This window comes from Streptomyces sp. NPDC018833, from assembly GCF_044390825.1.
Taxonomy (GTDB): Bacteria; Actinomycetota; Actinomycetes; order Streptomycetales; family Streptomycetaceae; genus Streptomyces.
In genome coordinates this window covers 766,400-779,630 of sequence record NZ_JBIRZM010000001.1, presented here as the reverse complement: position 1 = coordinate 779,630, position 13,231 = coordinate 766,400, and the positions used below count along the sequence as shown (strand labels likewise).

General features: G+C 68.0%; 12 protein-coding genes and 1 pseudogene. 8 read left to right on the top strand and 5 right to left on the bottom strand.

The window, feature by feature from the left end; translation table 11 throughout:
- Window positions 1-20: 20 nt before the first annotated feature.
- From cobN to ACH5AF_RS03625, 3 genes and pseudogenes are all read left to right on the top strand, one after another.
- Entirely contained in the window at window positions 21-3,656 is a 3,636-nt protein-coding gene (gene cobN, locus ACH5AF_RS03635) for a cobaltochelatase subunit CobN (protein WP_398899693.1), read from the top strand.
- A 46-nt stretch (window positions 3,657-3,702) separates the two neighbouring features.
- Window positions 3,703-4,177, top strand: a pseudogene (locus tag ACH5AF_RS03630) (VOC family protein).
- Window positions 4,178-4,894: 717 nt separating this feature from the next.
- Window positions 4,895-5,404, top strand: a complete 510-nt coding sequence (locus tag ACH5AF_RS03625; RefSeq protein WP_398899692.1) for a hypothetical protein — start codon at window positions 4,895-4,897, stop codon at window positions 5,402-5,404.
- A gap of 471 nt (window positions 5,405-5,875) precedes the next feature.
- On the opposite strand, the gene ACH5AF_RS03620 is transcribed toward ACH5AF_RS03625, so the two are convergent.
- Window positions 5,876-6,856 (bottom strand): asparaginase, encoded by a 981-nt coding sequence (locus ACH5AF_RS03620; protein ID WP_398899691.1) that lies wholly within the window; start codon window positions 6,854-6,856, stop codon window positions 5,876-5,878.
- 164 nt (window positions 6,857-7,020) lie between these two features.
- On the opposite strand from ACH5AF_RS03620, the gene ACH5AF_RS03615 reads away from it, so the two are divergent.
- The 4 genes from ACH5AF_RS03615 (at window position 7,021) to ACH5AF_RS03600 (ending at window position 10,988) form a co-directional block, all read left to right on the top strand.
- Window positions 7,021-7,557: a DUF6879 family protein gene (locus ACH5AF_RS03615; protein ID WP_398899792.1), complete on the top strand. Its 537-nt coding sequence runs from the start codon at window positions 7,021-7,023 to the stop codon at window positions 7,555-7,557.
- Between the two features lie 105 nt (window positions 7,558-7,662).
- A complete protein-coding gene (locus tag ACH5AF_RS03610; protein ID WP_398899791.1) occupies window positions 7,663-8,844 on the top strand; it encodes a serine hydrolase domain-containing protein in 1,182 nt (393 codons plus the stop codon).
- Between the two features lie 1,030 nt (window positions 8,845-9,874).
- Window positions 9,875-10,432 carry a hypothetical protein gene (locus ACH5AF_RS03605; RefSeq protein WP_398899690.1) on the top strand — a complete coding sequence of 186 codons (558 nt, stop codon included), beginning with the start codon at window positions 9,875-9,877 and terminating at the stop codon, window positions 10,430-10,432.
- A 382-nt stretch (window positions 10,433-10,814) separates the two neighbouring features.
- Window positions 10,815-10,988: a hypothetical protein gene (locus ACH5AF_RS03600; RefSeq protein WP_398899689.1), complete on the top strand. Its 174-nt coding sequence runs from the start codon at window positions 10,815-10,817 to the stop codon at window positions 10,986-10,988.
- 47 nt (window positions 10,989-11,035) lie between these two features.
- Here ACH5AF_RS03600 and ACH5AF_RS03595 read toward each other — a convergent pair whose 3' ends face one another.
- From ACH5AF_RS03595 to ACH5AF_RS03585, 3 genes are all read right to left on the bottom strand, one after another.
- Window positions 11,036-11,473, bottom strand: a complete 438-nt coding sequence (locus tag ACH5AF_RS03595) for a hypothetical protein (protein WP_398899688.1) — start codon at window positions 11,471-11,473, stop codon at window positions 11,036-11,038.
- 182 nt (window positions 11,474-11,655) lie between these two features.
- Window positions 11,656-11,832: a hypothetical protein gene (locus ACH5AF_RS03590; RefSeq protein WP_398899687.1), complete on the bottom strand. Its 177-nt coding sequence runs from the start codon at window positions 11,830-11,832 to the stop codon at window positions 11,656-11,658.
- Window positions 11,833-11,840: 8 nt separating this feature from the next.
- Window positions 11,841-12,068, bottom strand: a complete 228-nt coding sequence (locus ACH5AF_RS03585) for a hypothetical protein (protein WP_398899799.1) — start codon at window positions 12,066-12,068, stop codon at window positions 11,841-11,843.
- On the opposite strand from ACH5AF_RS03585, the gene ACH5AF_RS03580 reads away from it, so the two are divergent.
- Complete coding sequence (locus tag ACH5AF_RS03580) at window positions 12,014-12,571, top strand: tyrosine-type recombinase/integrase (protein WP_398899686.1); 558 nt, start codon at window positions 12,014-12,016, stop codon at window positions 12,569-12,571. The two genes, ACH5AF_RS03585 and ACH5AF_RS03580, sit on opposite strands and share 55 nt — an antisense overlap.
- Window positions 12,572-12,806: 235 nt before the next feature.
- On the opposite strand, the gene ACH5AF_RS03575 is transcribed toward ACH5AF_RS03580, so the two are convergent.
- Entirely contained in the window at window positions 12,807-12,983 is a 177-nt protein-coding gene (locus ACH5AF_RS03575) for an HGGxSTG domain-containing protein (protein ID WP_398899685.1), read from the bottom strand.
- Between the last annotated feature and the right edge of the window lie 248 nt (window positions 12,984-13,231).

Here is a 13,231-nt window from a genome sequence, read left to right as displayed (position 1 = left end):
CGAGGAAGGCCAGACGCCGCATGCAGCACACATCGGGGGCGCACTCCCCGCAGGCCCGCATCCTGCTCCTGTCGACGTCCGACACCGACCTGCTCAGCGCACGGGCGGCAGCCGGACCGGTCGCGTACCGCTTCGCGAACCCCTCACGCCTCCCGATCGACGACCTCCCCGCCCTCCTGGAGGGCACTGACCTGGTCGTCGTGCGCCTCCTCGGCGGGTTGCGCGCCTGGCAGGAGGGCATCGACCTGCTGCTCGCCCAGGACCGCCCCGTCGTCGTCCTGACCGGCGAACAGGCCCCCGACGCCCAGCTGATGGAGACCTCCACGGTCCCGATCGGCATCGCGGCCGAGGCCCACGCCTACCTCGCGCACGGCGGCCCGGCCAACCTGGAGCAGCTCGCCCGCTTCCTGTCCGACACCGTGCTGCTCACGGGCCACGGCTTCGAGCCCCCGTCGGCGGCGCCCAGCTGGGGCCGTCTGGCGCGCACACCCCGCCGGGAGAGCGACGGCCCGCTGATCGCCGTGCTCTACTACCGCGCGCACCACATGAGCGGCAACACCGCGTTCGTGGACACCCTGTGCGGCGCGATCGAGGACGCCGGCGGCCGGGCGCTTCCGTTGTACGTCGCCTCCCTGCGCGCCCCCGAGCCCGACCTGCTGGAGCAACTGCGCGGCGCGGACGCCCTGGTGACCACGGTGCTCGCGGCGGGCGGCACACGCCCGCCCGACGCGTCGGCGGGCGGCGACGACGAGTCGTGGGACGCGGGCGCGCTCGCGGCCCTGGACGTACCCATCCTCCAGGCGCTGTGCCTGACCGGGCCGCGCTCGGTGTGGGAGGAGAACGACGAGGGCCTGTCCCCGCTCGACGCGGCGAGCCAGGTCGCGGTGCCGGAGTTCGACGGCCGGCTGATCACCGTCCCGTTCTCCTTCAAGGAGATCGACGAGGACGGGCTCCCGGCCTACGTCGCCGACCCCGAGCGCGCCGCCCGCGTCGCCGGGACCGCCGTGCGCCACGCCCGCCTGCGCCACATCCCCAACGCGCGCAAGCGGATCGCACTGGTCCTGTCCGCCTACCCGACCAAGCACTCCCGTATCGGCAACGCGGTCGGCCTGGACACCCCCGCATCCGCCGTCGCGCTGCTGCGCCGACTTCGCGCGGAGGGCTACGACTTCGGTCCCGAAGGCGACATCCCCGGCCTGGTGTCCGGCGACGGCGACGAGCTGATCCACGCGCTGATCGAGGCCGGCGGCCACGACCGGGACTGGCTGACCGAGGAACAGCTCGCCCGCAACCCGGTGCGTATCCCGGCGGCGGACTACAAGCGCTGGTACGCGCAGCTGCCGGCGGAACTGCGCGAGTCGGTGGAGGAGCACTGGGGGCCTGCGCCCGGCGAGATGTTCCTGGACCGCTCCCGCAACCCCGAGGGCGACATCGTGCTGGCGGCCCTGCGCCGCGGCAATCTGCTCGTGCTCATCCAGCCGCCGCGCGGCTTCGGCGAGAACCCGATCGCGATCTACCACGACCCCGATCTGCCGCCCTCGCACCACTACTTGGCGGCCTACCGCTGGATCTCCGCCTCGGCGGACGACGGCGGTTTCGGCGCGGACGCGATGATCCACCTCGGCAAGCACGGCAACCTGGAGTGGCTGCCGGGCAAGAACGCCGGCCTGTCGGCGTCCTGCGCGCCGGACGCCGCCCTCGGTGACCTGCCGCTGGTCTACCCCTTCCTGGTCAACGACCCGGGCGAGGGCACCCAGGCCAAGCGCCGCGTGCACGCCACGCTCGTCGACCACCTGGTGCCGCCGATGGCGCGGGCGGAGTCGTACGGCGACATCGCGCGCCTGGAACAACTCCTGGACGAGTACGCCCAGATCTCGTCCATGGACCCGTCCAAGCTGCCCGCGATCCGCGCCCAGATCTGGACGCTGATCCAGGCGGCGAAGCTGGACCACGACCTGGGCCTGGACGACCGGCCGGACGACGACGGCTTCGACGACTTCCTGCTGCATGTCGACGGCTGGCTGTGCGAGGTGAAGGACGCGCAGATCCGCGACGGTCTGCATGTGCTGGGCGGCGCGCCGACCGGCCCCGAGCGGGTCAACCTGGTGCTGTCGATCCTGCGCGCCCGCCAGATCTGGGGCGGCACGACGTCGCTGCCGGGCCTGCGGGAGGCGCTGGGCCTGGACGAGTCCGCGGCGACCCGTTCGACGGCCGACGAGGCGGAGGCCACGGCCCGCGAGCTGGTCGAGGCGATGGAGGCGGCGGACTGGGACCCGGCCGCGGTCCCCGCCTCCCACGGCGAGGAGGTGGCGGCGATCCTGCGCTTCGCCGCCCTCGAAGTGGTCCCGCGCCTGTCCCGCACGACGGACGAGATCACCCACGCGGTCCACGCGCTGAACGGCGGCTTCGTCCCGGCGGGCCCGTCCGGCTCGCCGCTGCGCGGCCTGGTCAACGTGCTGCCGACGGGCCGGAACTTCTATTCGGTCGACCCCAAGGCCGTCCCGTCGCGCCTGGCATGGGAGACCGGCCAGGCGCTCGCCGACTCCCTCCTGGAGCGCTACCGCGCGGACAACGGCGCATGGCCCACGTCCGTCGGCCTGTCCCTGTGGGGTACGAGCGCGATGCGCACGGCGGGCGACGACATCGCCGAAGCCCTCGCCCTGCTGGGCATCCGCCCGGTCTGGGACGACGCGTCGCGCCGTGTGACGGGCCTGGAGCCGATCCCGCTCGCCGAGCTGGGCCGCCCGCGCGTGGACGTCACGCTGCGCATCTCGGGGTTCTTCCGGGACGCGTTCCCGCACACGATCGGCCTGCTGGACGACGCGGTCCGCCTGGCCGCCTCCCTGGACGAGCCGGCCGCCGAGAACCACGTCCGCGCCCACGCCCAGGCCGACCTGGCCGAGCACGGCGACGAACGCCGTGCCACGACCCGTATCTTCGGCTCGCGCCCCGGCACGTACGGCGCGGGCATCCTCCAGCTGATCGACTCCCGCGACTGGCGCACGGACGCGGACCTGGCCGAGGTCTACACGGTGTGGGGCGGTTACGCCTACGGCCGCGGCCTGGAGGGCCGCCCGGCGCGGGACGAGATGGAGACGGCGTACAAGCGGATCGCGGTCGCGGCGAAGAACACGGACACGCGCGAGCACGACATCGCGGACTCCGACGACTACTTCCAGTACCACGGCGGCATGGTGGCCACGGTCCGCGCCCTGCGCGGCACGGCCCCCGAGGCGTACATCGGCGACTCCACCCGCCCGGAGACGATCCGCACCCGCACCCTGGTCGAGGAGACGTCCCGCGTCTTCCGCGCCCGCGTGGTCAACCCCCGCTGGATCGAGGCGATGCGCCGCCACGGCTACAAGGGCGCGTTCGAACTGGCGGCGACGGTCGACTACCTCTTCGGCTACGACGCGACGACGGGCGTGGTCGCGGACTGGATGTACGACAAGCTCACGGAGACGTACGTCCTGGACCCGGTGAACCGCGCCTTCCTCCAGGAGGCCAACCCATGGGCCCTCCACGGCATCGCGGAACGCCTCCTGGAGGCGGAGTCCCGCGGCATGTGGGAGAAGCCGGACCCGGCGGTGCTGGAGGGTCTGCGGCAGGTGTTCCTCGAGACGGAGGGCGACCTGGAGGACGAGGCGGACGAGTAGGACCGGTCCGGTAGGGGCGGTCAGTGCCCGCCGGTACGGTCCTGCCGTGACAGCCAGAATCGACCTGACCCTCGACTGCGCGGACGCGCAACTCCTCGCCGAGTTCTGGAAGACGGCGCTGGGCTACATCGACGAGCCCCCGCCGCCCCCGTTCACGACCCTCCCCCTGGGCCCTGCGGCCCGGGAGGTGCCCCCGGAGTGGCTCGCCCAGTTCGACGTGCCGGAGGACGACGGTGAGGACGACGGCGCCTGGCTCTGCGACCCGGACGGCGTCGGCCCGCGGCTGTCCATCCTCAAGGTCCCCGAGCCCACGACGGCGAAGAACCGGCTGCACATGGACATCCGCGTGCCGGAGCACGGCACGCCGGACGAGCGGTGGGCGCGGATCAGGGCGGAGTCCGAGCGGCTGGTGGCGGCGGGTGGCAGTGTCCTGGAGGTCTTCGACGGGCACCACATCGTGATGGCCGACCCGGAGGGGCAACGAGTTCTGCGTCGCCGCGACGTCGGCGTCGGCCGCCTGAGCACGGATCCCTTACGTTGACGGGGTCACGTAATGCCGCAGCTCCCAAGCTCAGTGCTCTCCGCTGTCGGCACTACCGAGGGTTCCGGATCGTGCTCGCCGTCGTCACCGACCAGGCTCGCCGACAGCCAGAGGCGAGGTCGGCCAAGGCACGCCTGCGCGGTATGCCGGCACCACTCACGATCGCGTGAGCGAATCACTTTCGGCTGCCAGGCAGGCCCAGGCCAGCCGATAGGCGGTTTGCGCGGTGGTGGCGTCGAGGAATCCCTTGACCTCAAGACAGCGTCGGGCCAAGGGCACAAGGCCACCACCATCAGGATTCCGAACGTCGACCTGCGCGGTTCGGCCGCGCCAGCGGGGATCCAGTGCGCTCCGATCAGCCTCACGTCCGCGATCATCAGCCGCAACCTCCTGCTCCGTGCGAGACGCCCGGGTAGGCAGCCGGCCGGACCGCACCGCGACGTACGTCCGAGCGCTCGGCCGTCGCTCCCCAGCGGTCGGTGCGTCACTGATCTGCACGACCAGAGGGCCATGAGGCACGAAGGGCTCTTCTGGGCTGTTGACCTGCGGCTCTCTCAGGACGAGGCCCCAACGGGGAGCGATACGGATGGTAGTCGCGGTTGCACGAAGAGTCAGAGTGGGGTCTTTGGAACTCGAGCGCCCCATCCGGAGCGGCTCGTCTCATCTCGCATCAGAGTGCATTGAGGAGAAGCACGAGATGATATCTGTCAAGATCCGCGGCTCCATCATGGCCGTCACGGCGGCGGTCGCCGCCGCCACCGTGTTCATGGCCCCCACAGTCTCGGCCGACACGAAGCCCACCCAGTCCGCCGCGGTCGTCACGGACAAGGACAAGGGCGACAAGGACAAAAAGGGCGACGAGAAGAAGAACTGCGAGCCGATTTTCACGCAGCTGGGCGGCCGGCTGCAGCTGGCGGAGGATTCGCTCGGCGGCACGACTCCGGACATCGACACCGCGCGCACCGCTCTGGCGCAGGCGGACCGGAGGCTGTCGGCACTGGAGGACAACAAGTGCGCGTGCGTGGCGCAACTCGACCTGCTGAGGGACCTGCTGGACTCCGTGTTCGCCGTCCTCAACGGCACCACGCCGGACGTGCCCGAGGCGCGGGAACGCCTGTTCCACCTGATCGTGGCGTTCGACGTCCTCCAGGCGGGCACTACGTGCGACAAGGGGAAGTGCGGCGGCGACGACATGATCAACGGCTGAGCCCGCGGTAAGGCTGACGGACGACTCCTGCGGCATCGTCAGCCGAACGAAGAGCAGCGCCCTCCGGCCGAAGTCATGGTGCCGAAGGGCGCTGCTGGCGTACGCACGCGCTTTCGCCCTTCTTGACTGCCCCCTCAGTGCTGTGCCCCGGCAGGATTCAAACAGGGCGAAGCCGTTGGTCTCGTTCGTACGCACTGATTCGACGACCAGCGTTGAGCCTCCGGGCCATTGACGGTGAGACGGCCGCCGCCGTCCAAACGGGCAAACCGCTGAGCGCCGCATGCACTGCTGTCCTGCTCGCGTACGGTGCTGACCCGCTACGCGCGTCAAGGGACGGACTAACCCTGTATCACCTGGCGTTCACGCGCGCCGCGAGATGGCTGTGCGACTGCTCCGGGCTCACGGCGGCGAGCCGCAGCTGAACAGCGCAGGTAGGTGACCGGCTCTGGGCGGGACGGATGTGGGCCTCGGTCAGTGGATGCGGCTCAGATGCTCTGCGACCCCGTCGCGATCGGCACCGTGCATCAACAGGAGCTGGAGAAGGACACGGGCCTTGATCGGCCCGAGAGTGTGTGCTGCGAGGAGCCCACGGGACAGCAGATCGGCTTCCGATCCGGGGAATCCGTAAGTGTGGGTCAGGACGGGTCCGGCCCCGGTACGCGTCGCCAGGATCACCGGCATCTCTTCGGCAAGGTCAGTCAGCGCATCGACGCACCCCATGGGCACGTGCCCGGCGCCGAACGCGGCGACAACCAAGCCGTCGACCTGCCCTCCGATGGCACGCAGCACGACCCCGTCGTCGCCAAGTCCGATCTGCGCCACCGCGGTCCGGGCGTCGTTGCCGAGATGCCGGCGCGCGATCTTCGGCTCTTCGGTCGGCCGGCTCCAGATCCGTACTCGGTCCTCGGCGATGTAGCCAATCGGTCCCGGATAGGACGTGAACGCCGCAGGGCTGGTGGCATGGGCCTTGCGCACCCAACGGGCGGCGTGAATCTCTTCGCCGAACACGACCACCGCCCCGATCCCCCGGGTCTCGTTGCCGGCAGCGACACGGACGGCAGCAAGCACGTTGGCCGGCCCGTCGGCGCCCGCCGTGCTCGCGTTGCGCATCGCTCCGGTGACCACGATCGGCGTCTCGGCCGAGTACACGAGATCGATCAGATACGAGGTCTCTTCGATGGTGTCCGTGCCCTGCGTGATCACCACGCCGTCCACATCGAGCGCTTCGATTTCCGCGACGAGATCGAGGAGGTCGCGGTAGGCCAGCGATGCACCGGGCACTCGTCGGAAGTCGTGAACCTCGATCGCGACACCGGTCTCGGCGAGGCCTGGTACAGCTGCCACGAGTTCAGCGGCTGAGAGCGTCGGGGTCGCACCACCCTCATCCTGCGAGGTCATCGCAATCGTGCCACCGAGTGAGAACACTGCAACGCGTCGACGCGTGTCCGTCATCTGAGTCTTCCTTCTCCTGCTGTGCGGCTTGCAGGTTAGCTGTCGATCGGCGTGGCGCCGACGTACGAACGGGCCGCAATCGAGGTCGGCTGCACATGCCCCGTGCCCATCCCGTTCGACGAATTCACCGGCATGTTCCCCACTCCGAGCACAGCGCCTGGCGGCTGGAGACAGGACGCCGCTACGCATCCGGCGAGCAGACCGACATCTACGTCCAGTTCCTGCGCGACGGCCGCGTCGAACAGGACCTGGACGACCCGTGGTGCCGGGTCCGCCGGGAACAGGCCGCGCACGGGAAGTGGTTCGAGCGGGTCCGGGACCTCGACGAGCCGCCGCCCCGGGGCAGCGGTACCTGTTCGACAACCCGCGCTGCCAATGCGGCCGTACTCCTGCCCCCGAGTGACCGCGGTTCACCGGTCGATCGGCACGGATCTGGCACAACCCCTCGCGCCAGCCGGCACATTCGGGCGTGCTCCGCCATCCACTCCGCTGGAAATGGCTTGTCCGGCGCAGCCAAAACCCCACTTCAGGGTCGGCCTGAGCGAGCTGACGGCGCGAACCGCGACCGTAGACCTCCCGGCCGTCCATGGCGTGCACGCCGTAGCCGCACGGACCGGACCGGCTGCACGGTTTCGCGAGATCTGCAACCCGGCGCCGCCATGCGGGGGCACCCCAGCGGCCCTAGCGTAAAGGGAGAGTGACCCTGTCCGGACGTCCCCGGACGTCCTCGTCTGGCAGGAGGTCTGACCGTGAGGTACTCGCAGATTCGTTGGCGCAGGGCACGTGTGGGACTGGCTGTGGCCGCAATGCTGGCCGTACCGGTATCGACGGGAAGCGCGTACGGCGTCACACCGGCCACGGGGCCGGCCATCTCCGCGTCGACCCAGAGCGACAACGACTTCCCCGAGCTCAGCCCGGCCGTCGCCGAACGTCTGGACACCGCCGTCCGGCAGGTCATGCGCGAGGCGGACGTGCCCGGCGTCATGGTCAGTCTCTCGGCGCCCGGCAAGGGGAGCTACATCCGGACCTTCGGCGTCGCCGACAAGGCCACCGGCGCCCCCATGGAGCCGAACCTGTACATGCGGATCGGCAGCGAGACCAAGACCTTCACCGTGACCGCGCTGCTCGAACTGGTCGACGAGGGCAAGGTGGGTCTGGACGATCCGATCGAGAAGTACATCGAGGGAGTCCCCAACGGAGACAAGATCACCCTGCGCAACCTGGCGGGCATGCGCAGCGGGCTGTTCAACTACTCCATGGACGAGGACTTCGTCAAAGCACTGGTCTCCGACCCGCAGAAGCCCATGACTCCCCAGCAGTTGCTGGACTACGCCTTCAAACACCCGGTGCAGTTCCAGCCCGGTGAGGAATTCGAGTACTCCAACACCAACCTGATCCTGCTGGGCCTGGTCGTGGAGAAGGCTGGCGGTGTGCCGCTGCACCAGTTCATCGACCAGAGGGTCGTGAAGCCGGCGGGGCTGCGCCACACCATCTTCCCGACCGGCGCCGAGTTCCCGAGCCCACATGCCCACGGATACTCCAACCAGACCGCCTCCGGAAAAATCGAGGACACCACGGACTGGAATCCGTCCTGGGCCTGGGCGGCCGGCGCGATGATCTCCGACCTGCGGGACCTGCACAGTTGGGCCCGTACTGTCGCCACCGGCACCCTGCTGTCTCCCGAGACGCAGGCCCAGCGGCTCAAGATGGAGCCGACGACGATTCCGGGCGCCGGCTACGGACTGGGCATCTTCAACATCCAGGGCTGGATCGGACACAACGGCTCGCTGCCCGGCTACGAGTCCCTCACCATGTATCTTCCCGAGTCGCAGGCCACGCTGGTCGTGCTCCTCAACACGGACGTCCTCCACGACCAGACGGAGCCCAGCACCCTGTTCGGCCAGGCGATCACCCGCATCGTGACCCCGGCGCACGTCTTCAACATCCCGGTCACGGGCGCCCGGCCCTCGCCTCAGCCGACGTCATAGCGACGGCGTACGGGCTTGGTCGCCCAACGGTTCTCTCCTTCGTCGCCGACGAGAAGGCCGCCGTACAGATCGCAGAAGATCTGCGCTCGGAGACGCCCCTGCGCACCAGGAAGCACGACCTTCCGCCAACGACCGAATACTTCGGGCACCTCGGGCTTTCCGAGCCGCAGACTCAAAAGGGCGCAGGCGTACTGTCCTCGCCCGGAGACCGGAGCCCGCCAGCCGAACGCCTGATCACTTGCAGTTCGGCTCACCTGGTACGCCTCGATTCACGATCCGTACCGGCCCTGACGAATTTGCTTAACCAGTGCAGCGAACGAGTCCGGGGCGATGAGGACACCGCCGCGATCCTGCGGCTGCGATCTCCGGGCTTCTCCTGGGGTGGGCCGCCGTGATGAAGGCCGCGAAGCCGCTGGCTCGGCTCTGGAGCTCTGTAGCGATGCGTGAGGCATCTCGGTTCTGCACGGTACGGATCTGGCGATCGAACTCGTGGAAGCCGTGGATGCAGCCGCGGATCCATTCCTCGTTCCTGAACTTCAACACAGAGCTACAGGGACACAGTTGATCATTTTCGGCCAGAGTGATCGACTCGTTCGACGCGGTTCGATCGAACTTCGGTGCCCACGCCGCCATGTTGTGCCCGTACTGGCCGTTGCCCAGCGGTTTTTTCGAGCCATGGGATGACCCCGATCGAAGCGGAATGATCAAGCCGACCTGGGCCGACTGCGTCACGGGGCAAGATCGGGACTACTTAAGGTTGCGCCGACCGCTTGATCAGTCCAAAGGGGAACGCTCTTGAAGAAACTCCTGGCAACAGTTGCGGTTTCAGCCGCTGTCGTCCTGATGGCGCCAGCTTACGCCGCCGCGGACGCTGCCGACACCACCCAAGTTCAGGCCGCGAACTGTGTGAATCATCCTTGGGGGCACCTTAACCTCGATCTTGCATGAGGGTCCGTCAGCTTGTTGACGGACCCTCATGCAAGATCGAGGCTAGCGGCATTTGGCCGCATCCCGGGCTAAGTGAGGGCATGTGGAGACTGTAGTCAGTCCGTTGGTTCCGTTGGTCGTGGCCGTGGTTGGCATCATTGGAACTTTGCTTTCGCCGATCGTCAGCGGTCGGCTAACTGCTCGCATGCAACGCGAACTTGCTGCCCAGCAGCTGCAACACGCAAGGCAGGCGAGAGACGATGACGAGCGCCGTGCCCTCGCAGCAGAGAAACGGGCATGCTATGTGACCGTAAATGCAACTGCACGCTGGTATCGGATAGTTCAGATGAACTATCTGCACGCTGTTCATGAGGGGCGGCTGAGGGAAGAGGATCGCGGAGAATTTGAGGCGGCTCGTCGGGCTTATGCCGCTGCCGTTGCAGAAGCTCAAATGCTGGGATCTCCAGGGGTGCTTGATGAAATGGAGATTATCTTCTCTGGGCTGTCGCGAACGTTCCAGCGGATCAAGCGATTGGAACTCGGGGACCCTGAACCCGATGGGTCGTTCGATGACATACGCGCTGACTTGTTACGCCTCTGGGAACAGTGGACTAGTATGAGAACCGCCATGCGTCAGGACCTCGGGATCCATAACCCATAGTGAGCACACAACTCCGGAGGCCGCGTGCACCAAGCACGTCTCCGCTGGTCAGGGGTTTGTCAGTCGTCCGATAATGCGACGCCGTCCATGAATAGGCCACGTGTCCGCCACCGACGTTGAGCACCGAGGTCACTCGGTACCCCGTTGTTCCGGTGCCCTCTTGTGGCACTCGCCGGTCAGTCTCAGTCGGTAGGGAACTTCCGAACGGTGATGCCAAGTGTGGTTGCGCCCAGGGACACGGCGCCCCTGGGCCGAGAGCCCCGGAGACCTGTGTGCCGGTGCTCCAGAAGAGACCGGTTACGGCGAAGCCGATCGCCAGGGCGCCGACGATGATGATCGCTGCCCACAGACCACGCTGAGACGTGTCGTCGGCTCCCTCTTGATGTTCGACTCGGCGTTCTCCGGCGATGACGCCGGGCAGCACATGACCGTGGTCGCCGTCGACCTGCCGCCCGGCGTCTACGAGACTGCCACCGCCGACGTGGAGCCTGACGAGTCCACGTGCTTCCGGCTGCACCGATTCACCTCCGCCGAGCCGATCGAACCGGGGCCCTGACCATCGGGGTTATCGCTTGGGACGTACGGTCAGCGAGAACCCGTTCTTCAGCAGATCGGCTGCGAACGCGGCGACGTCCTCCGCGGAATGCTCTGTCGGCCGGAACGTCCGCGCCTCCGGCAGTGGTAGGGGTTCCGGCTTGGGCTCGGCCGAGGGCTTGCGGCCGCGGGGCTTGATCTGCTCGCGCTCCCGGCCCGGATCCGGTCGATGCCTTCCTGCACAGTGACCCGCCCGCGCTGCTCGGCGTCCTCGAGCACGGTGTCCAGCAGCCACAGCGGTGAGCCGGAGATCATCGCGTCCTCCGTCACGAAGCTCCTGCGGACCCGCCACTGGTAGACGTCCATGTACTTCTTGCCGGAGACCACGACATCCGGTTCCCCCAGCACGCCACGCGTCTTCCACAGCTGGGAGGTCTGACGCTCAACTCCGAAGAGGAACGCGATCTCCCCGTGCCCCAGAAGACAGGGGAACTGCTTCTTCGCCACGACGCCTCCGTGCCTGCATAACCCATTAGAACGAACTTGACACATCACGCATAGTTGATGCCTGTCGGGCGGCGACTGTCAGTGGGTCGGCACGAATGTGGGCCGTTCCCGAATGTCTCGGGAAGGGCCCACAGCTGGTCGTGGAGCGTGTCCGCTCCACGACCGGCGCGATGACAAGGTCGTCAGCTTCGGCTGCTGCTGTTCTTCACGGGCCAGCGCAGAATGTCCCTGATCCGCCACCACAGCTTCCGGGCGCGCGGTGTCTCGGTGGAGTAGCTGTGGCCGAACCAGATGCTGTCCGCGCTGCGCCCGAGCGGGGTCCCTTCGCGTGGATACCGCTCTGGGGGGTTGTCGACCATACGGCCTCCTACGGCTCCCTGGTCCCGCATCCCTTGCGCAGTTCATTGTCGGAGCGGGTCGTCGAGCCCCAGCCGATACCGCTGGCATAGCCCTTCATCACAGGGTAGTAGGTGTAGGTGCCGCCGCCGTCGTTGCAGTCCGACGACCAGCCGTAGTCGATGAAGATGTTCGTGGTCGAGCGTGTGCCGCGCCAGTCGTGGTAGCCGCGCGGGCCGCTCCAGGAACTGCGCCACATCTGCGTCTGCAGCTTCTGCGAGCCAAAGGAGCCACTGCAAACCTGCGACGTCTCCCACGGAGATAGCCGCACTCCAGCGCCATGACGTCGACCTCGAACGGCGAACCGTCGCCGTGCGGCGTGCGCTGGCGGAGACCCGCACGGACGGCATCCTGCTGAAGACGCCCAAGAGCGCGGCCGGTGTGCGCACCGTGGCCTTCCCTGCCTCGCTGACGGCGGACCTGGCCGCTCATCTCGACGCGTACGCCGAGCCGGGCCGTACCGGGCTGGTGTTCACCGGGGCACGGGGTGGGCAGCTTCGTCGGAACAACTTCCGCCGCCTGTGGCTGCGGGCCCTGGAGACGACCGGCCTCGGAGACGTGCACTTCCACGATCTGCGCCACACCGGGAACACCCTCGCCGCGACCGGCGGTGCCACCACGCGTGAGCTGATGCAGCGGATGGGGCACTCGTCGGTGCGTGCCGCGCTGATCACGACGCCTCTCCCTCGCCTCCGCGACTGAGGAACGAACAAGGCCCAGGCTCCCGGTTCAGTACCGGTGACCTGGGCCTTTGTCGTGCTACCTACTGGGTGGGCGCGGACGGTTTCGAACCGCCGACATCTGCTTTGTAAGTTCGATCTTGGGTCGCCTGGAGGTGCTTCACCCCAGGACGGCATGGTCACGTCTGGCTGCCCTGGACTGCTGCCGTTCATCGACGTTGATGTCAGCCGTGGATGTCACCACACCGGCGCCTGCGTCACTTTCGACGCTTACGCGTCTTCGCCTTCTTCGCTGCTTCCGTGCGCTTCTTGATGGTGTACGTAGACCAGTCGCCGCGGTGAAGATCGCACCTTGATGCGTTCTCCATGGCCAGTCGTCGGCACCTGGTGCCTTGCTGCGTCAGCGCTCCACACCTGGACTGCGTTCGAGCCACGATCCCCACCCCTGGTCTCGGCTGTCGTGCGGACAGGTCCAGGGTCGCCGGGTGTAAGCCGTGGCGGAAGGCGCACTGCTGCACGAACCGGAGCACGCCGGGTCAAGCCAGTTGCTCGGGGCGCACTCTTTCCAACTGTGCTGATGGGGTGGCGGACGTCGTTAGGGGGCGTTCACCTGGGTTCATGGGCGGCTGGCCGTCGGCACTGGGACGGTTTCGGGTCTCGTCTGAACGGTCCTGAACGCAGG

What these genes read in the sequence shown, in the direction of transcription:
- cobN (WP_398899693.1), top strand. Translation starts at nt 21, where the DNA reads ATGCAGCACACATCGGGGGCGCACTCCCCGCAGGCCCGCATCCTGCTC.
- ACH5AF_RS03625 (WP_398899692.1), top strand. Translation starts at nt 4,895, where the DNA reads ATGATATCTGTCAAGATCCGCGGCTCCATCATGGCCGTCACGGCGGCG.
- ACH5AF_RS03620 (WP_398899691.1), bottom strand. Translation starts at nt 6,856, where the DNA reads ATGACGGACACGCGTCGACGCGTTGCAGTGTTCTCACTCGGTGGCACG.
- ACH5AF_RS03610 (WP_398899791.1), top strand. Translation starts at nt 7,663, where the DNA reads ATGCTGGCCGTACCGGTATCGACGGGAAGCGCGTACGGCGTCACACCG.
- ACH5AF_RS03600 (WP_398899689.1), top strand. Translation starts at nt 10,815, where the DNA reads ATGTTCGACTCGGCGTTCTCCGGCGATGACGCCGGGCAGCACATGACC.
- ACH5AF_RS03590 (WP_398899687.1), bottom strand. Translation starts at nt 11,832, where the DNA reads ATGGTCGACAACCCCCCAGAGCGGTATCCACGCGAAGGGACCCCGCTC.
- ACH5AF_RS03585 (WP_398899799.1), bottom strand. Translation starts at nt 12,068, where the DNA reads ATGTGGCGCAGTTCCTGGAGCGGCCCGCGCGGCTACCACGACTGGCGC.